The following is an 18,831-nucleotide window of genomic DNA, read 5'->3' on the forward strand; positions in this document are numbered from 1 at the left end:
GTGAAAGCATGTCTCAGGCATGCTGCACCATATTGAGTTCAGAAACTTAGGAGGTCTAATGCGGTACCAGATTAGCGGAAAACAGATTGATATCGGCGATGCCCTGCAGACACATGTAAAAACAGAGCTAAATGTCGTGGTCGGGAAGTATGCCGAACGGCCGACTGACGCAAATATCATTTTTTCACGCGACGCACATGAGTTTGTTTGTGAGGCAACTGTACATTTATCGACAGGACTGACCGCTCAGGCGAAAGCACACGCCACTGAAATCTATTCCGCTTTCGATAAATGCAGCGAAAAAATGGAGAAGCAGTTGCGGCGTTACAAGCGCCGTTTGAAGGACCATCACAAGGATCGTTCACAACCCGTTGAACTCTTTGGCGCTTCCTCGTATATCCTCGCCTCAACGGACAATGCAGAGGATTTAGAACCCGACTCACTCCAGCCTATGATCATTGCTGAAATGGAATCTAAAATTCCGTCGCTCTCAGTGGGCGAAGCGGTCATGCAAATGGAGCTTGCGGGTGCACCACTGCTGGTTTTTCGCAAAGAGGGACAAAGCGGCGTGAATGTTGTATATCGCCGTGACGACGGAAATATCGGCTGGATCGATCCGCAGATTGAGGCATAAACCTGCGACAGCCGGTTAATATAGAAAAGACGCATGGAACTAACGAGCATTCTAAAGCCTGAGGCGGTGAAAATCATCGGTAAGGCGACCAGCAAGAAACGTCTCTTCCAAAGTCTGGGGGAAGTTGTATCTGCTTGTTACGACCTTCGTTCAGATGATTCTGTAGAAGCGCTGCAAGAACGTGAAAACCTTGGCCCGACGGGTGTAGGTCATGGTGTGGCGCTTCCACACGCTCGGATCAAAGGTCTTGATTCTGTGTGTGGTGTTTTCCTGAAAATCGAATCCCCAATTGATTTCGATTCTGTCGACCGTCAGCCAGTCGATTTGGTTTTTGCGCTTTTTGCCCCGCTGGATTCAGGCGTTGACCACCTAAAAGCGCTGGCGCTGGTATCGCGCACAATGCGTGACTCAAACGTTTGTGCAAAGCTGCGCGCGAATACCGACTCTGCAACTTTGCATGCAATTCTGACCGAAGCCCCTTCCATACAGGCCGCCTAGGCGTTAGCTCCAGGCTTTGTAACCAAACATCATATAGTCGCGCTGATAGGCTGTACGTACCGCTGCTTCTATTTCTTCATCATAGATGTCTGACAAAACGTAAGGGCTGTCTGGAATAGTCTCTGGTACAGGCGGAGAAGAAATACCTATCTGTTCGGTCAATTGCCTGAGACCAAGTTCAAGCTGCTCCTCACGCAAAACCATATCAGGTGCAGAAAACTGACTTATACCGTTTAGGATTTGCGCCTGCGAGGCCCAAACCGGATTTACACCCATGCTGGTCTGCGATGCCAGGTTGCGTTTCAGAAAAGCGAGAAATGCCAAGAACGCATCTCGGTGGTGGCGGCGATCATAAGATTTTCCAGGCGCAGATGCAGGAATGGGTACCTTGAACCCTTTTCTCAGCGTTTCACGAATGTCACCAAATCGACCATCTACAACGTTCAGAATGTAAGAACAGAATACAGAGTGAATGCGCTGAACGGGATGCATTACTACAGTGAAACTTCTGTGTTTTTCGTGCTTTCGTTTCCACTGGCGCAAAGTTTTTTGTGTAAACCCATTTAACAAACTTTGCCCGTCAGTTCCGTCCAGCGAAGTTAACCAGTCAGTGAGACGGTTTTCCATATTTCCGTTTATCGGTGCAAAAAGAACCGGGCCTTGCGCGGCTGCGACATAAGTTGGCACAGCAGGCCCCCGTCGGGGCTCGAAATTTGGAACGCGGTTGAGGGAAAAATGATCAATGCGTGTGAGCGCGCGCTCCATCTCCTCGAAATTTAGGACCTTGTCCTCTAGTGCAGCCGGATTTTGTTTCTTCAATGCTCGTGAAACAGTCTCTAGCTGATCTTTCTGCCCAAGGTATTGCGCCAAACCATTCAAGACATCGACGTCCATCAAATCTTCGTATGCGATGTAAAACGCAGTTTGCCCAGTTCTTTGCAGCCCCTCTAGAATTTCCAACTGAAACTTTCTTTGCTGCTCTAGGTAGTCGTCAAATTCATCCGCATCGAAACGGATTTTAGCGGATTTCAGGTTTTTAACATTCGAAAGCTTCCATTGCCCTGTCTTGCGGACAATCTTCAAGGAAACGTAGCTGTCTATCGGGTTCCGGGTGAGAATGATTTTTGCGCAACGCTTGTCAGCCAGACAGTGCTTAAAGGCCCGTGAGTCGTGATCATGAAAAAACCGGAATCCGCCCAAACCTTTGGTTCTCTGACGAATGGTCGAAATAAGTTGCAATGGGTCCGCTTCGCGTTGTTCCCGAGTTAATCCAAGAATTTCTGTCTTTTTGGGGTAGCCCATAAAACTGGGATTAAACGCCTCGCCGTAACAATGCAGGCCCGGAAACGCGCTCAGGTTTGTTTCCAAAAGATTAGAACCCGTACGCATTTCTGCGAAGACAACAAAATAGTCAAACGGACCAGACATGTGCCTCTACTTTACCAAATAGGGTTTGCTTAAAACCTGTGGCGTTTGATGCTTTTGGCTTTCAGCTGGGAAATCACCCATGAGGTGCGGATGCATACCCTGATTCTTAAGATTCTGAAGGAATTGTCCAAACCCTGAAAGATCTACCATTTTCGGTGCTTCGGTCAGGCGCCTTGGCCCTCGTTGTCCGATTTCATCAATGATCGATTGAAGTGGCTCCATCGGGGATTCAACAAATTCAGCCATTGTCCAGATTCTCACCCGCGCCTTCGTTGCGGGTGCCCGAAGCACATCCAGAAATTCGCTTTCAATTTTCTGTAATTGTGCGGCGGACTTGCGAATATCGGAAAAGTTTGAATTCGAATGAAACAGCCGAACCGACCAAGCACCAGTCACAACCGAGATCTGCGCGTTCGGGTCCCGCGCGATATGAGATGTGATTTTTTGATTGTCGGCTGGCCCAAACTGAAGGCACTGTCGCTCTCCCCGGGTGTTCCAGATCAAATTGTTCAAGAAAGAATAGGGATTGTAATCTCTCAAAGCTGCGGAATTGGACAGACAGCCCAAATAAATTTCTTGTTTACCTGAAAATTCGACCTCTTGAGGCGCAAAAAGATGCCCGTGAACTTTTGACCCCGTCGTTTTGGCAAGCCACGTTTCAAAGCCATCGAACAGATCTGAAAACCCTGCAAATACTGAGTAAGGGGCCGACGTTACCCCATTTTCCCTTCCGTAATTTGGGAAACGGCTTTGCATATACAAACCCGGTCTGCCGCGGGTTCGCCGATCCACAGCCTTCGCAAATATCCTGTCAATCTTGCCGGGGTTTGGCTCTGCCCGTCTTTGAACCGCAAGAGAATCTGTCAGAAATGTAGCGTACAAACGATTTGCCCGTGGCCAGATTTTCCGAGCCACAAAGCAGTCAGAACGGCGTAAAAGCTGCAAATGATCGTCATAAAAGATATGAGGTTTGCCCTGAAAATCAAACTTAGACAGCGTTAGCGAACGGCTTTCAATGCTCACCGAATAAAGCCGCGCCAAAGTTTGAAAATAGCTTTCATCCGGTATCCAGACTCGTCTGAAGTAACGTTCGTAAATTTTACGGTCGGGGCTTTCCAAAATGGCAGACAGAGTTTGCCGCGTCAGGCACCACCACTGTGATCCCATATGCGGAACGAGACCCAAAGGAACCCGGCGCTTGTACCCCAGTCGCCGTTGCATTCGGACATATCGATCAAAAAGGTAGCGATTTCGTTTCCATGAAAAGGGGAACCTAAGGGTAAATCGCTCAGAATCCAGCCCACCTACGGTCCAGGGAACATCCTGTGTTGTCGCGCTTTCGATGAAATCGACACGCGGTCTTGCGGCCAAATAGTCAACCAGTTCTGAAACGGGGCGTAGTGGCATACATGACCCTGACGCAAGATAGACATGCCGAACATCTTCAAAACTCGACAGCATCAACTCGCACGCCGTTTGTGCAGCGCCCACAATTGACCACGTTCCCCATTCACATCTGTGACGCTTGGAAAACTTTAGGTTGGGCAGGTCAGACAGTTCTTCAACAAATGCAGTATAGTCAGGTCTGCTAACGCGTTTGTCGGCATGTATCACAACCGGGCAACCATTGGACGCCCAGTGACGTGCAACTTCGGCAGCCCTGTCCAACGCGGTGTGGACCAGCATGACGATACCAACTGTCATCTGCGACCCTTCATGCCCAGTTACCCTTCGACATTAACCCAAGAATTTCGAGTTGCCGCCAATTAATATGTTTCTCTGACCACTTACACCAAAAGTCAGGGCTCTTGTTCTGACTGGAATAATACGCCTTGTATTCATGACTGTTGGCATAATGTTGCTTCCGTGAAAGCTCTTCTGCTGCCTTTGACGTGAAGGTGTCCAGAAATTTGGCGTGCATCAGACAGCCAGATGCCTTCTCCCCACCCCATTCGTCGTAAACAAGGTTAAGACCGCGTGGCAGCAACGAATGAGTAGAGCTGGCATAAGTGTAGCTGCGATCCCATTTGACCAGTGGCACCTTGTTCAACGCTGGCGCGCGCTCTGGCTTGTCCGCAAAGAACATACGAGCCCTGGGCCCACCCTGAATCCAGAGGTTTCCATAATCATGGTTCTTCTGAATCGTGTAATTTCCACTGTCAAACCACGATGCTATTTCGAACGGGTCCTGACCAGCGGCGTAGGGAACTGCGTTGATCGGACCTTTTGGATACATATCCAATAGCATTGCGCCGAACGATTTGACTGAAGATGTATCCAGCCAATCGGTCAGGGCGTGCAAGGAACGTGTGTCGCAAAACGGGTAAACCAAAAACTCATCTACATCGACAACCAGCGTCCAACGACCATGGCCATATCTTCTTTGCAGCCAGTTTAGCCAATCCACTCCAAATCTGGATTTTTTGTAACTGTCGCGCGTTGTCCAAAGTGATACATCACGTTGACCTGCGAGAAATTCCCGACCGCCATCGTCACTGTCGTTATCAACAAAAAGGAAATGATCTACACCAAGATCGCGATAGTATTTCATGAAAAAGGGAAGTCGAACACCTTCGTTCCGAAAGGTCGAAAAGCAAAGGATATCGTTCGCCTTTATAGACTTTGTCCTGTCCACAACTGAACGAAGTTCCCGGCGTTTAAACAGCGCACGCGCGCGCATTCGTCTTCGCCTGACACCCATCCTGTATGAGTCTAACAAGCCCAAGCGTTATCCTTTCGCTTTTCCGTGGCCACCACTCACTGCCTACACTGCTTTGCTTAACTTACCCTTTTCACATTTGGCGTCAGCATCTTGCTTTTCGACAAACTCCAATTGGCGCAGAGTTAACTACTCAATCCCATATTTTTTGACGATAAACTCAAGCTATCTAAAGGTAAACAGCGCAAAGAAATTTGGCGAAAGTCAGCTTTGATTTTATGCAACAAAAGCAGGGCCTTCTCAGCGCCAATCCCCTTGTGACATGAGTTGGAGTTCTACAAGCTGGCGCCAATCCCGGTATGCATAGGAGTCTTCGTCCCAAAAGTTCGGGTTTTCAGACAGACTTTGATAGTAAGCATCGTACAAATCGCTATTCGCAAAATGTTCCCTCCGTCTTCTTTCTTCCCGGGATTTTTCGGCGACGATATGCAAAAATTTCGTGTGCAACAGAGCTCCTGTAACCTTTTCAACACCATCCTCGTCATAAACATGGTTCAGCCTGCGCGGTAAAATTGAATGTGTGGAGTTAACATACGCATATCGGCGGCTCCATTTCACCAGCGGTATCTTGTTTAATGTCGGGGCTCGGTCTGGGCTATCCTTAAAGAAATGTCTGAACCTGACACCGCCCTGAAGCCACAAGCACTGCAAATCAGACTTGCGCTGCACAAAGTAATTAAAGGCGTCAAACCAAGCCAGTATGGCAAAAGGGTCATCACCGGCCTTATAGGTATTGGTGTTCAATTTCCCCTTTGGATACATATCGATCATTATTGCCCCAAATGACCGCCGGTTCGTTTCGTCCAGCCACTTTGTCATTTGACTTAGAGGCCGTGTATCACAATGCGGGTAAACCAGAATTTCATCGGCATCGACCGTCAAACACCAATGATCTTGGCCGTATTTTATCTGAAGCCAGGTTAGCCAATCAACACCGAACCTTGCCAGTTTGTAGCTATGGTCCGTTGACCAGAGTGAAACATCCGGTTGCGCCTTTAGGTATTCAGTTGTGCCGTCGCTGCTGTTGTTGTCAACAAACAAGAAATGCTGCACCCCGAGCTTTCGGTAATACTCAAGAAAGTAAGGAAGACGGACAATCTCGTCACGGACTGTCGAAAACGCCAAAATGTTCTTTGGGCGAATCTGGCCCGTTCGGTCAACTAAGACCTTAAGTTGACGCCTTTTCCGATATGCACGAAACAAAAACTTGCGCCGTCTCCAGCGAAGTTTTCCTGCGGTCAAAAGTACGCGCATTCGGTTCATGATATGTTTATGCACAAATAGGCACTCGGCGTCTTGCGCTTAGTTCAGCGGTCATAGTGCCCATTTTGGTGCCAGCGCCAGGCGTCTGCAATCATCATCTCAAGGGTTGAACGTGAAGGCTTCCACCCAAGTTCGCGGTCAGCACGGACACTTCCGGAAACCAGCTTCGTGCAATCCCCGGGGCGGCGCGGCCCTTCGGTAAAAGGAACGACCCGGTTGGTGACTGCGCGACTGTGTTCAATGACCTCGCGTACTGAGAAGCCCGTTCCTGAACCAAGGTTGAAAATTCGATTACCTTTTCCATTTTCGAGCCATTTTAGACCCAAAATATGCGCATCCACCAAATCCATCACATGCACATAGTCCCGGATACAGGTGCCGTCTGGTGTGTCATAGTCGGTGCCGAAAATTGTCAGCGCATCGCGCTTTCCGTCAATCGCATCAAGCATAAGCGGAACAAGATGCGTCTCGGGCTGATGGAACTCACCAATTTCTGCCTCTGGATCTGCCCCGGCGACATTGAAATAGCGAAAAATCACGTGGTTCAGACCGTGGCTCGCGCTGAAATTTTCAAGAATGTCCTCAATCGCGCGCTTTGATGCACCATATGCGTTGATTGGCATCTGTGGGCAATCTTCGTCCAGCAAAACGTTGTCGTGTTCGCCGTAGGTCGCGCAGGTTGAGGAAAATACAAAATTCTGACACTCCGCTTCAACCGCTGCTTCAATCAGAACAAGTGAACCCACGACATTGTTGTGCCAATATCGCCCAGGGTCCTGCATGCTCTCGCCGACCTGTGACAGCGCTGCGAAATGCATGACAGCGATGGGGCTGTATCTTTCGAAAACTTCATCAAGACATGCACGGTCTTGCAGGTCGCCTTGTTCAAGCGGGCCAAATTTCACTGCGTCCTCCCAGCCGGTTACAAGGTTGTCATAGGTTACCGGCGTATAGCCAGCCGACCTAAGCGCCTTACAAGCATGCGAGCCGATGTACCCCGCACCGCCAGTCACCAACACATGTGTCACGAAACACCTACCTGTCGTGTTTACTGAGCCGCTTTTTGATGCGCTACCATTTGATTCAGGAACAGCGAAAGTTCGCTACCAAGGTCGGGCCTTGCCAGCCCAAAAGCCACGGTCGCCTGCAAAAAGCCCGCTTTAGAGCCGCAATCGAACCGCTGACCAGAAAATCGGTATCCAAAAACATCACGGTCATTGCTGATCTCTGCAGCAATCGCGTCGGTCAGCTGAATCTCTCCGCCAGCACCGCTTTTCATTTTATTGATATTTTGCAGCACATTAGGTGTCAAAATGTAGCGGCCGATTACCGCCAGGTTTGAAGGGGCTTCTTCGGCTTCTGGTTTTTCGACCATGCCTTGAACCGACACCATCGAACCCATGTCTTTCTTGATGTCGAGCACGCCATATGCTGACGCTTTCTCGGGCGGTACTTCCATGGCTGCAACCATACAGCCACCGGTTTCCTGATACGCCTCTGTCATTTGTTGTAAGCACGGTTTTTCCGCCGCGATAACATCATCTGGCAAAATCACGGCAAAGGGCTCGTTCGCGATTAAGCGCCGCGCGCACCAAACCGCGTGGCCCAAACCCAAAGCGCGGTGTTGGCGGATATAGGCAATCGCGCCGCTTTCCATATTGGTATTCTTCAACTCCTGAAGAAGTTCGGTCTTGCCCGCCTTGCGCAGCGTATTTTCCAGGTCGGGCGCCATATCGAAATAATCTTCCAGCGCACTTTTACCCCGTGACGTCACAAAAATGAACTCTTTGATGCCAGCCGCGCGCGCTTCATCAATTGCGTACTGAATCAGCGGACGATCTACCAAAGTCATCATTTCTTTTGGAACGGCTTTGGTCGCCGGAAGGAACCGTGTGCCGAGCCCGGCCACAGGAAAAATTGCTTTTGTAACTTTACGCTTCATTAACCCACTCTACAAATTACCCAACTCCGCGTAAACGCAGAGTCTTGCGAACAAATAAGACCGTAAACTTGAGGCAACATTAAGACAACAACATGCCCGAATACTTTTCACGATCGCTCAAACTCACCATCAATTTGAATCAAACCTGCAACAATTTCGGAGATCTGCCTTGAGAATCCAATTGTTCCGTGTTTTTGGTTCCGCTTTTTTCTCTATAGTCGAACAACTTCCAGTGAATCTGAGCGTTAAACAGGTTTATCTACCCACTAACCTGCCCCGGTGCTTTCAAAACATTTCGAATTCATGCTCAGCAGTACGAATTTCTGGCTCTGCTCGCGTCAAAAAGCAATTCAAACCCGACAGTTACTCGCAAATGGTGACAGAAACACCTGCGTAGAGAGACGACCATAAAACGCTATTTTAGGCGAAACAGAGCCTTTTTTTGAGAGCTATGCCATTCGTGTCAGGCTTCTTTCAATTCCACACCTGGGGCGTAAGCGATGAAAAACGGATTTGCGTAATCTTCTTTTCCATAGGTCAGCGGCGAGTGGTCATCGAATCGAACCACATGACCGCCAGACCCGTGCAAGACCGCATGTCCCGCTGCGGTATCCCATTCCATGGTTCGGCCAACACGAGGGTAAATATCCGCCTCACCCGTCGCAACCAGACAAAACTTTAAAGACGATCCAGCGCTTTTTGAGTCTTTTACCTTGTACTTGCTGATGTAATCTTCTGTTGCCTGATCACGATGTGACTTTGAGGCAACAATCATTAATGCATTATTATCTGGCGACGAAACTGATATTGGCGTGGTTTTTCCAATTGCTTCTTTCTTGAAGCTGCCTGATTCCTCTACAGAGTCCCCGGAGGGCTGGGTGTAAAAGAGGCGACCCTTTGCAGGCGCATAAACCACACCGCGAACTGGGACGCCGTCTTCAACGTAAGCGATGTTTACCGTGAAGTCTCCGCGTCGATTAATAAACTCTTTCGTTCCATCCAAAGGGTCGACGATTAAGAAATTCTTCGCAGAAAGGCTGTGCGACTCCGCCTGTTCCTCAGTCACTAGAGCTACATCGGGAAATTCCCTTCTTAGCCCTGAAGAGATGATCGCATCTGCAGCCTCATCTGCTTCAGTCACTGGGCTTTCGTCTGATTTGACCTTCACTTCAAAATCATCAGCGTCGTAAATTTCCATAATTTTGTCTCCGGCTTCCAGTGCAAGGCGACGAATTACAGGGATCAAACGGTCAAAATTCAAGCGGAGTCTCCTTAAAAGGCGCGCGGGCTTCACGCATGTTGTATAAAAAATTCCCCTCCCTTATGATCTGGCGCTAAGGGAACAGCAAGATTTCCCTGCGAAAAACAGTGCAGCACATAAGAACAGGGTCGAGCAGCCATGTTTCATATCGAAAGACGCAAAAGCGGGTTTGACGCTGCGGTAAGCATTGCCGAGCTCATTTATCATGCAACTGTGCGCGACTTACGCAAACAACATGGGAACGCCATAGTTGGCCTGTTACTGAATATTCTTCAGTCTGTTATTTTTGTTTCCGTTTTCTATGTAATGTTTTCATTGCTTGGCCTGAAAGGCAGCGCGATCCGCGGTGATTTTGTACTTTACATAATGTCAGGCGTCTTCTTGTTCATGACGCACACTAAAACGATGCGCGCTATTGTTTCCGCCGAGGGGCCTTCCTCCGCTATGATGCAACATGCACCAATGAACACGATTATCAGCATCTGCTCTGCGGCTCTGTCTGCGTTGTATCTTCAAATTCTGTCAGTTCTCGTAATTCTCTTTGTAGCGCATGTTGCACTTAACCCGATCTACATAATGGATCCCATGGGCGCCTTGGGAATGTTGCTTATTTCATGGTTTTCTGGAGTTGGTGTTGGCATTGTTTTCCTCGCTCTGAAACCTTGGTTTCCCCAATTTGTTACAATTGGTTCAACAATCTACATGCGTGCCAATATGATCGCTTCTGGCAAGATGTTTGTCGCCAATTCGCTTCCGGGATTCATGCTGTCGATGTTTGATTGGAACCCGCTGTTTCATGCTATTGACCAAGCCCGTGGGTTTATCTTCGTAAATTACAATCCACATTTCTCGTCGATCGAGTATCCAGTGTACGTTAGCATTGCGCTTATTATGCTGGGACTAATGGGGGAGTTTTATACGCGGAAACATGCATCTGTAAGCTGGGGTGCTGGAAAATGACGCTTTGCATGAAACTGTTAGCAGTTTTATGGGTCGTTTTTGTAGCATCGTTTGCATGGGGTGCGGACAACAGGGTCGTATCCCTGCCAGCACTCTACAAAGTCGTTGGTGTTGCGTCTGACGATTCCCTGAACATTCGCAGAGCACCAAACCCTTCGGCAGACAGGATCGCGTCCTATGCGCCAAAAACGCCGAAGGTCGAGATTGTTGCGTATTCTGACGATGGCACATGGGGGCAAGTGAACGCATACGGAGAGGCCGGCTGGGTCTCGATGGCTTATCTGGAACCTGTGGACGGCGCAGGTTGGGAAACCTTAAGTAACCCGATGTTCTGCTATGGTACTGAACCGTTCTGGGATGCCTCTATCGACCTGAATGGCACATCCGAGTTCAATGAGATGGAAGCACCTAATCCATCACCGCTGGAAATTACTTGGTCGACACCTGTCTGGGGTAACACCGAATGGGACATGCCGCTTAATGTTGCGTTGCTGGTCTCAGCATCCGGAGACGAAGGGATTGCCGTAATCCGCGCAGAATCCTGTAACGACGGAATGTCAGATGCTGAATACGGGCTAAGCATCAATATGTTTTTACAAAGCTCCGCTGACGGAAACATGCCAGGCTCGCAGTTTAGCGGCTGCTGCACGATCGCGCCTTAATCAACAACACGCAAGGTCAGGTTCACCCGCCCACCTTTTGGCAAAAGCGCAGACGAGCCGAACCGAATTCGATCAACACCGTGATAGGTAAGTCTGGCATCCCCTCCCATCACCACAACATCACCCGATGACAGCCAAATCGATTCTGTTTTGCCGCCTCGTTCGTTGTTTCCAATTCTGAACAATCCGTCATCCCCAAGAGAGATCGACACAACCGGCCAGCGGAAATCAGCTTCATCCTTGTCCTGATGCATCCCCATTCGCGCACCTTCACCGTAAAAATTTATCAGACAGCAGTCTGGAACACGTGAAACACCAGACACGGTTTGCCAAACCTGCATCACAGACTCTGGAATCGCTGGCCAGTCAGGCCCGCTCGGGTGCGTGCGCGTGTATCGGTATCCCGTCTGATCTGAATACCAGCCATAGCGACCAGCCGAGGTCATACGCACCGACATTGGCTTTCCATAGGATGTTTGCGGCGAAAAAGGTGGCGCGAGCTTCATAACTTCGCGCAAGTCAGAAACCATCCTGGTCTGTTCAGCAGATTGTAAAAAACCTTTGTAAATCTCAAACCCACGCAGGGTAAGCGTTGCATCTTTGTCCATTTTTCACCTGTGTTAACGGAAACACCCAAATTGATTCACTTTTTTCGCTCTGAATCCACTGCACAACCGCTTGCAGCACCCTCTGCCCATCCTTATATACGCCGAGAAGCTTGATCGGGATGCATTCCGGTTGAAAATTTGGGATCGGCGCGTGGATGCCTTTCAAGGGTCTGCGCACCACGAAATCGCCTAGAAGAGGATATTGAGCATGGCTAAAGTCATCGGTATCGACCTTGGGACAACGAACTCATGTGTCGCAATCATGGACGGCTCGCAACCGCGGGTTATTGAAAACGCAGAAGGTGCGCGTACAACACCTTCGATCGTCGCATTTACAGACGACGAACGGCTTGTTGGTCAACCTGCCAAACGTCAGGCTGTCACCAACCCTGAAAACACCATTTTCGCTGTAAAACGCCTGATCGGTCGTCGGTTTGACGACAGTGATCTTGCGAAAGAAAAGAAAAACATGCCTTTCGCAATTATCAACGGTGGTAACGGTGACGCATGGGTCGAAGCGCAAGGCGAAAAATATTCGCCCAGCCAGATTTCTGCTTTCATTCTCGGCAAAATGAAAGAAACCGCCGAGAGCTATCTTGGCGAAGAAGTAACGCAGGCTGTTATTACAGTTCCTGCCTACTTTAACGACGCACAACGTCAGGCAACAAAAGACGCCGGCAAAATCGCTGGTCTTGAAGTGTTGCGCATCATCAACGAACCAACGGCTGCTGCGCTGGCCTATGGTCTCGACAAAAAAGAAACCAAAACCATCGCGGTCTATGACCTTGGTGGCGGTACGTTTGACGTAACCATCCTTGAAATTGACGACGGTTTGTTTGAAGTGAAATCAACCAACGGTGACACGTTCCTTGGTGGTGAAGATTTCGACATGCGCATCGTGAACTATCTTGCAGATCAGTTCAAAAAGGAAAACGGCGTCGATCTGACCAAAGACAAAATGGCACTGCAACGGCTGAAAGAAGCCGCTGAAAAAGCCAAGATCGAATTATCTTCGTCGACTCAGACCGAAATCAACCAACCATTCATTTCGATGGATCCAAAGGGCGGCCAGCCGCTGCACATGGTCATGAAACTGACTCGTGCCAAACTGGAAAGCCTGGTAGGCGACCTGATCAAATCTTCGATGAAACCATGTCAGGCTGCTTTGAAAGACGCTGGTCTTTCCACCTCGGACATTGACGAAGTCGTTTTGGTTGGCGGTATGACCCGTATGCCGCGCGTCAAAGAAGAAGTGACAAAATTTTTCGGTAAAGAGCCGCATCAGGGTGTGAACCCAGACGAAGTGGTTGCGCTTGGTGCTGCTATTCAGGCTGGCGTTCTGCAAGGCGACGTTAAAGACGTTGTTCTGCTTGACGTGACACCACTGTCGCTGGGTATCGAAACATTGGGTGGCGTGTTCACCCGGTTAATCGACCGCAACACAACGATCCCGACCAAGAAATCGCAAATCTTCTCGACCGCTGAAGACAACCAGAACGCTGTGACGATCCGGTGTTTTCAGGGTGAGCGTGAAATGGCTCAGGACAACAAACTGCTTGGCCAGTTCAACCTCGAAGAAATCCCACCGGCACCACGTGGTCTGCCACAGATCGAAGTGACCTTCGATATTGACGCCAACGGTATCGTTTCTGTTGGTGCTTTGGACAAAGGCACCGGTAAAGAGCAGAAAATCACGATCCAGGCCTCTGGTGGGCTGAGCGACGATGAGATCGACGCAATGGTCAAAGACGCGGAAGAAAACGCCGAGTCTGACAAAGAGCGTCGCGAACTCATCGAAGCTAAGAACCAGGCAGAAAGCCTGATCCACTCCACCGAGAAATCGATGGAAGAGCACAACGACAAGGTTGATCCAACCACGATTGAGGCGATCGAACTTGCAATCGTTGCGCTGAAAGATCAGCTGGAGACCGAAGACGCCGGAAAAATCAAATCCGGTATTCAGAACGTCACCGAAGCTGCTATGAAGCTGGGCGAAGCGATCTATAAATCGCAGCAAGAAGCTTCTGGTGAGGCAGAGCCTTCGGAAGAGATGTCAGGCGTTGATGAAGATATCGTCGATGCTGACTTCGAGGATCTGGACGACGACAAACGCGCATAAGAAGGTTATCTGACTTTCTCCATGGCCGGCCTGATAAACGTCGGGTCGGCCTTTGCGTTCCCAAAGGGATAGAACATGGCAAAGCGCGATTATTATGAAACTCTTGGCATAAACAAGGACGCCACTCCAGAGCAGATCAAGAAGGCCTATCGCACTAAGGCCAAAGAACTGCACCCGGATCGCAATTCCGATAAACCGGATGCCGAGGCGATGTTTAAAGAAGCCAACGAGGCCCATGACATTCTGAAGGACCCGGAAAAGAAAGCCGCTTACGACCGCTATGGCCATGCTGCTTTTGAGGGCGGCATGGGCGGTGGGCGCGGTGGCGGCCAGGGCGATTTTGGATCTGCTTTCTCTGATATTTTCGAAGACCTGTTTGGCGGCGGCGGCTTTGGTGGCGCCGGTGGCGGGCGGCAACGCGCTTCGCGCGGGTCTGACTTGCGTTACAATCTGCGTGTTTCACTGGAAGAAGCTTTTTCAGGCTTACAAAAAACCATCAGCGTTCCGACATCGGTTTCTTGTAGTACCTGCGACGGCACGGGTGCTGAAAGTGGCGCGGAACCAACGCACTGCCCGACCTGTTCTGGTATGGGTAAGGTGCGCGCGCAACAAGGATTCTTCACCGTTGAACGAACATGTCCAACATGTTCAGGTGCAGGTCAGATCATTAAGAACCCGTGCAAAGCATGCGGTGGCGCCGGACGGCAACAAAAAGACAAATCTTTGTCCGTCAATATCCCGGCGGGTGTTGAAACCGGGACGCGCATCCGACTGGGTGGCGAAGGCGAGGCAGGGTTGCGCGGCGGACCGACCGGCGATCTATATATCTTCATTGAAGTGAGCGATCATCCGCTGTTTCAGCGCGATAGTCAGCACCTTTATTGTCGTGTACCCGTCTCTATCACAGCCGCTGCGCTGGGCGGGGATATCGAAGTGCCAACAATAGACGGCGGCAAAAGCAGGGTTAAAATACCCGCGGGCAGCCAGTCAGGCCGTCAGATGCGCTTGCGAAACAAAGGCATGCCGCAACTTCGTGGTGGCGGGTCAGGCGATATGTTTATCGAACTGGCAGTGGAAACGCCGGTCAACCTGACGACTCGGCAAAAAGAGATACTGCGCGAATTTGATGAAGTTGCCGCTGACAACAACCCGCAAGGATCCAGCTTTTTTTCAAAAGTCCGAAGTTTTTGGGACGGTATAAAAAGCTAACCCTCCAGGTATTCGTTAACCAAATCTATAGAAAACTGTCGCAGCGTTAATTGCATGACAACAAAGCGACAGTTTTCTGAATTTCCTCAACTGCTTTTTGATCAGGATGAGGTCCATATCCAGCCAGCAAGTAGCGGCAAGCCCCCCTCTTATCTCAGAGATCACCGTAAGCGCCTGCGCGAACGCCTGATGATTGGCGGGCCGGAAGCGATGCCAGATTATGAGTTGTTGGAACTTGTGCTGTTTCGCGCAATACCACGGCGCGATGTCAAACCGCTCGCACGTGCGTTGCTTGATACTTTCGGCGATTTCAATCGTGTTATTTCAGCACGTGTTGAACAGCTTTCAAAGGTTGATGGTGTCGGTGACGCAGTCATCTGCGAGCTAAAAATTCTAGAGGCAGCAGCGCATCGCCTGATGCGTTCAAAGGTAATGAAACGCCACGTGATTTCAAGCTGGGATCAAGTACTGGACTACTGCCATGCAACAATGGCGCACCGCGAAACAGAGCAGTTTCGCATTCTTTTTCTCGATCTGAAGAACACTCTGATCGCCGACGAAGAACAAGCCAGAGGTACGGTTGATCATGTCCCGGTTTATCCTCGGGAGGTGGTAAAACGTGCACTCGAACTGAACGCATCTGCCATTATACTGGTTCACAATCACCCGTCGGGTGACCCGACCCCTTCGGATGCAGATATCACAATGACCGGGCAAATCGACGATGCGGCCCGCACACTTGGTATAGCGCTACACGACCATCTGATTGTCGGAAAATCCTGCGAATTCAGCTTTCGCGCGGCAGGTTATCTTTGAACGGGCCTGTACCATAATTCAACACGGCGGTTCACTTGGCGTCCCCATTCGGTATCATCACACGCCATCGGCATGGCCTCACCAAACGCCTCAACGCTCAGCGTGATCCGGCTGCGGTCAAGCGTGACAGCCTCTTCACGAACAGCCGCACGAACGGCATTCGCTCTACGCATCGAAATACGCTTGTTGCTTGATGCGGCTCCCTCTCCATCGCTAAAGCCGACAAACAGTAGCTCCTCATCATCAAAATAGCCGGATTCCAGCAGCACAGCCAATTGTCGGACGTTCGCCCGCGATTGCGCATCTAAAGCGGTCGAACCTCTTTTAAACCGAAACGTGATGGAAAGCCGTCGGGCATGCCGTAGCTCGGAAACCATGCGCTGAAGTTCTGGCAACTGTATCTCTTCGCCCGCGCGTGCGATTGCATTTGCAAAACGCTCTCCCTGTTGTTGAAGCGATATTTCTTCGACGCGCTGATCAACAAACCCGGTACGTGCCACAACGCGTTGGGCAGCAGGCGTACCAAGATACCCCAAAAACTCACGAGCAGTTTTTGGAAGCCTTCGCGCTGGTGTGTAAAGAAACAGTGGCAGGGTCAGCGGGTAGTCTTCTGTTTTCAAAGCCACCGGCCGCGCGGCAAAGTCAAATCCGCAGTCACCAGACAGGGCCAAAGGTCGCCCGTTTCCAAGCTCAGACAATCGGGTTATGCCCAGCGCAAAAGGGTCTGACGCCACCGCATCAACCAAATCCGCGCTATTGGCGTGTAGAATCATTCCACCCGCAGGTTTCAGAGCATTCGCCGACAATCGCAGGCGCAGGGCAGAGCCAACACCGCTCTCAGCGGATGGGATATGCAAATTGATTGGCGCATCCCTGCCACCAAGATGTTCCCAATTGCTAATCTCGCCCGATAAAATGCCTGACACCTGATCCAGCGAAACAGATCGTCGCGGGTTGCTACGTGCGACGACAGGGACCAAAGCGTCCAGGGCTACAATTCTGCTACGGGCAACTGCGGTAAGGTCCCCAAGCCCAGCTTCCGCAGCGTTTTGAGCTTCCACTTCTGAAACTTCGCGCATCGACAGAACCATATCTGCCTCGCCTAACATAAGGTCGGTAAATCCTTGATCTGTCGTCGCCACCCGAAACCCTATTCGCGCAACAACCAAACCAGTCGCGGGACTGGTCATTTCGTAGGTAAACTGACTATCGTCGGTAACAATGCGTCGCGCGGTCAATTGCTGCCAGGCAGCAAATGATTCCAGCAAAGCGGGCATCAGGGTTGCACCCAATGTTTGAGAACCCGATATGTTGAATTCGGCAATATAGGCCTCAAGGTCAGGACACCCCGGCCCGCTGCAAACCACCCCACTACCGTCCAAAGTCAAGACGCCATAAATGGTATCGACCCGAAAAAACTCGCCGTCGTAGCCCAACAGCGTTCCACCAACCTCGACAGCGCCATCGCGTGAAGTGAGTGTGACGTCCTGCGCGCGCAAAGGGGCGGCGAGGCTCAAAAGAAAGAGTGCAGCGTAAACCACCGCACAAAGAACGCGCATGATACTGTCCGAAACGTTAATCAGTTCTGCGCGATACTCAGGTCTGGAAGCAAATTTTTCAACACAAGAAAGTCACCAAGGCCCGAGCATTCTGGAATTGATAGCGTTATGTCCAATGCAGGGTACGACTCTCCCCGCCGTATCTGCAGTGATTTTGCCGTAATATCCTGATCGCAAGTATAGGCTGTAACTTCAGCTTCAACGCTTAGACGAACCGCCCCTTCGCGTGCCGTAGATCCAGATGGAAAACTATAAACTTCGGCAAATTTAGCATTTTCGATATGCGGATCACCAAGACGCGCCAAAAACCCGCCTCTTGCACGTGCAGCGTAATCTGCACTTCGAGGTGCGCCAGACCAGACGTGACCGTTTTCGCCATGTTGCGCGCCATATTCCAACGCGTGAAGATGCAGGCCGCTTTCACCCTCCCAAAGCAGGGCAACCCGGTCATATTCTACCAGGTCGTCAACGGTAATTTCGGTCGTTGCCGTCTTACCGTCTTGAAAGATTGCGGTGTACACGGCATCTCGTGACATCGCAGGAACAGACACTTCGACCGCACCAGTATTGGACGTGTTCATGGTAAAAACGAGATCGCCCTGACGAATCTCTACCGGTTCATTCAGATGGCACGCGGCTGAAAGTGAAAGCTGAACCATCGCCGCACCAGCGTTGTGCGACGTTAACTCCACATCGCATGGCAGTCCGAACGCGCTGTGCGTCGTCGCCGGCACTGCCGCTACGGGTAACGTCTCACCACGACGAACGCGTTCGCTGAGCCCTTCTGCATCGGGCAACCGAGGGACGGGCGTTAACGACTCTGCTGGGGGGCTCGGAATACGAAAGCCCTTTGTACTGTCGGAGGATATGACTTTCGGTAAGTTTGCTGATGCCAGCTCAATTGTCGCTGTGACACGCGCAGTAGGCGCATCGCCTACAAACTGCGATGCGATTGCGCCGCTGTTCTGCACCGCGTAGCCAGCACCCAATGATGCTAAAAATGTTGCGCCGGCAATAAGATATCTTTTCTTGTCCAAGGCTTGATCCGCCTCCCGCACCAGTCGTTTAACCCGGTTCTTGTGTCACCAAATCGGGGCGATACTTGGTCATCGCCACGGCGTTTAACGGGCCTGGATGAAAAGCCCGCAGCACG

At 50.5% G+C, this 18,831-nt stretch carries 17 protein-coding genes; 7 read left to right on the forward strand and 10 right to left on the reverse strand.

Going from position 1 to position 18,831, the window contains the following annotated elements; all coding sequences use genetic code 11:
- The first annotated feature begins 58 nt into the window (after nt 1-58).
- Nucleotides 59-634: a ribosome-associated translation inhibitor RaiA gene (raiA, locus tag MWU63_RS10730; protein ID WP_213889800.1), complete on the forward strand. Its 576-nt coding sequence runs from the start codon at nt 59-61 to the stop codon at nt 632-634.
- A gap of 33 nt (nt 635-667) precedes the next feature.
- Nucleotides 668-1,132 (forward strand): PTS sugar transporter subunit IIA, encoded by a 465-nt coding sequence (locus MWU63_RS10735; RefSeq protein ID WP_213889551.1) that lies wholly within the window; start codon nt 668-670, stop codon nt 1,130-1,132.
- Nucleotides 1,133-1,135: 3 nt separating this feature from the next.
- On the opposite strand, the gene MWU63_RS10740 is transcribed toward MWU63_RS10735, so the two are convergent.
- The 7 genes from MWU63_RS10740 to cysQ form a co-directional block, all read right to left on the reverse strand.
- Nucleotides 1,136-2,560: a sulfotransferase family 2 domain-containing protein gene (locus MWU63_RS10740; protein ID WP_213889552.1), complete on the reverse strand. Its 1,425-nt coding sequence runs from the start codon at nt 2,558-2,560 to the stop codon at nt 1,136-1,138.
- Between the two features lie 6 nt (nt 2,561-2,566).
- The gene (locus MWU63_RS10745; RefSeq protein ID WP_213889553.1) at nt 2,567-4,264 is read right to left on the reverse strand and encodes a beta-1,6-N-acetylglucosaminyltransferase; all 1,698 of its coding nucleotides are present in this window, start codon (nt 4,262-4,264) and stop codon (nt 2,567-2,569) included.
- Nucleotides 4,265-4,274: 10 nt separating this feature from the next.
- On the reverse strand, nt 4,275-5,261 hold the full coding sequence (locus MWU63_RS10750) for a glycosyltransferase family 2 protein (protein WP_213889802.1): 987 nt from the start codon (nt 5,259-5,261) through the stop codon (nt 4,275-4,277).
- 258 nt (nt 5,262-5,519) lie between these two features.
- The gene (locus MWU63_RS10755; protein WP_343229460.1) at nt 5,520-6,404 is read right to left on the reverse strand and encodes a glycosyltransferase family 2 protein; all 885 of its coding nucleotides are present in this window, start codon (nt 6,402-6,404) and stop codon (nt 5,520-5,522) included.
- Nucleotides 6,405-6,586: 182 nt separating this feature from the next.
- A complete protein-coding gene (galE, locus tag MWU63_RS10760; RefSeq protein WP_213889557.1) occupies nt 6,587-7,570 on the reverse strand; it encodes a UDP-glucose 4-epimerase GalE in 984 nt (327 codons plus the stop codon).
- Between the two features lie 20 nt (nt 7,571-7,590).
- Nucleotides 7,591-8,484: a UTP--glucose-1-phosphate uridylyltransferase GalU gene (galU, locus tag MWU63_RS10765; RefSeq protein ID WP_213889559.1), complete on the reverse strand. Its 894-nt coding sequence runs from the start codon at nt 8,482-8,484 to the stop codon at nt 7,591-7,593.
- Between the two features lie 463 nt (nt 8,485-8,947).
- On the reverse strand, nt 8,948-9,745 hold the full coding sequence (cysQ, locus tag MWU63_RS10770; protein WP_213889564.1) for a 3'(2'),5'-bisphosphate nucleotidase CysQ: 798 nt from the start codon (nt 9,743-9,745) through the stop codon (nt 8,948-8,950).
- Between the two features lie 138 nt (nt 9,746-9,883).
- Here cysQ and MWU63_RS10775 point away from each other — a divergent pair, with 138 nt between their 5' ends.
- Together MWU63_RS10775 and MWU63_RS10780 are read left to right on the forward strand one after the other, a co-directional pair.
- On the forward strand, nt 9,884-10,705 hold the full coding sequence (locus tag MWU63_RS10775) for an ABC transporter permease (protein WP_213889565.1): 822 nt from the start codon (nt 9,884-9,886) through the stop codon (nt 10,703-10,705).
- An 8-nt stretch (nt 10,706-10,713) separates the two neighbouring features.
- Nucleotides 10,714-11,367, forward strand: a complete 654-nt coding sequence (locus MWU63_RS10780; RefSeq protein ID WP_213889566.1) for an SH3 domain-containing protein — start codon at nt 10,714-10,716, stop codon at nt 11,365-11,367.
- Here the strand turns inward: MWU63_RS10780 and MWU63_RS10785 are convergent.
- Nucleotides 11,364-11,975 carry an alpha-ketoglutarate-dependent dioxygenase AlkB gene (locus MWU63_RS10785; protein WP_213889567.1) on the reverse strand — a complete coding sequence of 204 codons (612 nt, stop codon included), beginning with the start codon at nt 11,973-11,975 and terminating at the stop codon, nt 11,364-11,366. The genes MWU63_RS10780 and MWU63_RS10785 overlap by 4 nt on opposite strands.
- A gap of 208 nt (nt 11,976-12,183) precedes the next feature.
- On the opposite strand from MWU63_RS10785, the gene dnaK reads away from it, so the two are divergent.
- From dnaK to radC, 3 genes are all read left to right on the forward strand, one after another.
- Nucleotides 12,184-14,094 carry a molecular chaperone DnaK gene (dnaK, locus tag MWU63_RS10790; RefSeq protein ID WP_213889568.1) on the forward strand — a complete coding sequence of 637 codons (1,911 nt, stop codon included), beginning with the start codon at nt 12,184-12,186 and terminating at the stop codon, nt 14,092-14,094.
- A 75-nt stretch (nt 14,095-14,169) separates the two neighbouring features.
- Nucleotides 14,170-15,303, forward strand: coding sequence for a molecular chaperone DnaJ (gene dnaJ, locus MWU63_RS10795; protein ID WP_213889570.1), 1,134 nt, complete (start codon nt 14,170-14,172; stop codon nt 15,301-15,303).
- A gap of 54 nt (nt 15,304-15,357) precedes the next feature.
- The gene (gene radC / locus MWU63_RS10800) at nt 15,358-16,119 is read left to right on the forward strand and encodes a DNA repair protein RadC (RefSeq protein ID WP_213889572.1); all 762 of its coding nucleotides are present in this window, start codon (nt 15,358-15,360) and stop codon (nt 16,117-16,119) included.
- Here radC and MWU63_RS10805 read toward each other — a convergent pair.
- Both MWU63_RS10805 and MWU63_RS10810 read right to left on the reverse strand, forming a co-directional pair.
- The gene (locus MWU63_RS10805) at nt 16,110-17,678 is read right to left on the reverse strand and encodes a phosphate ABC transporter substrate-binding/OmpA family protein (protein ID WP_213889574.1); all 1,569 of its coding nucleotides are present in this window, start codon (nt 17,676-17,678) and stop codon (nt 16,110-16,112) included. The two genes, radC and MWU63_RS10805, sit on opposite strands and share 10 nt — an antisense overlap.
- A gap of 20 nt (nt 17,679-17,698) precedes the next feature.
- Nucleotides 17,699-18,715, reverse strand: coding sequence for a hypothetical protein (locus MWU63_RS10810; RefSeq protein WP_213889576.1), 1,017 nt, complete (start codon nt 18,713-18,715; stop codon nt 17,699-17,701).
- Nucleotides 18,716-18,831: the final 116 nt, after the last annotated feature.

Source organism: Pseudohalocynthiibacter sp. F2068 (assembly GCF_023015645.1).
Classification (GTDB): Bacteria; Pseudomonadota; Alphaproteobacteria; order Rhodobacterales; family Rhodobacteraceae; genus Pseudohalocynthiibacter; species Pseudohalocynthiibacter aestuariivivens.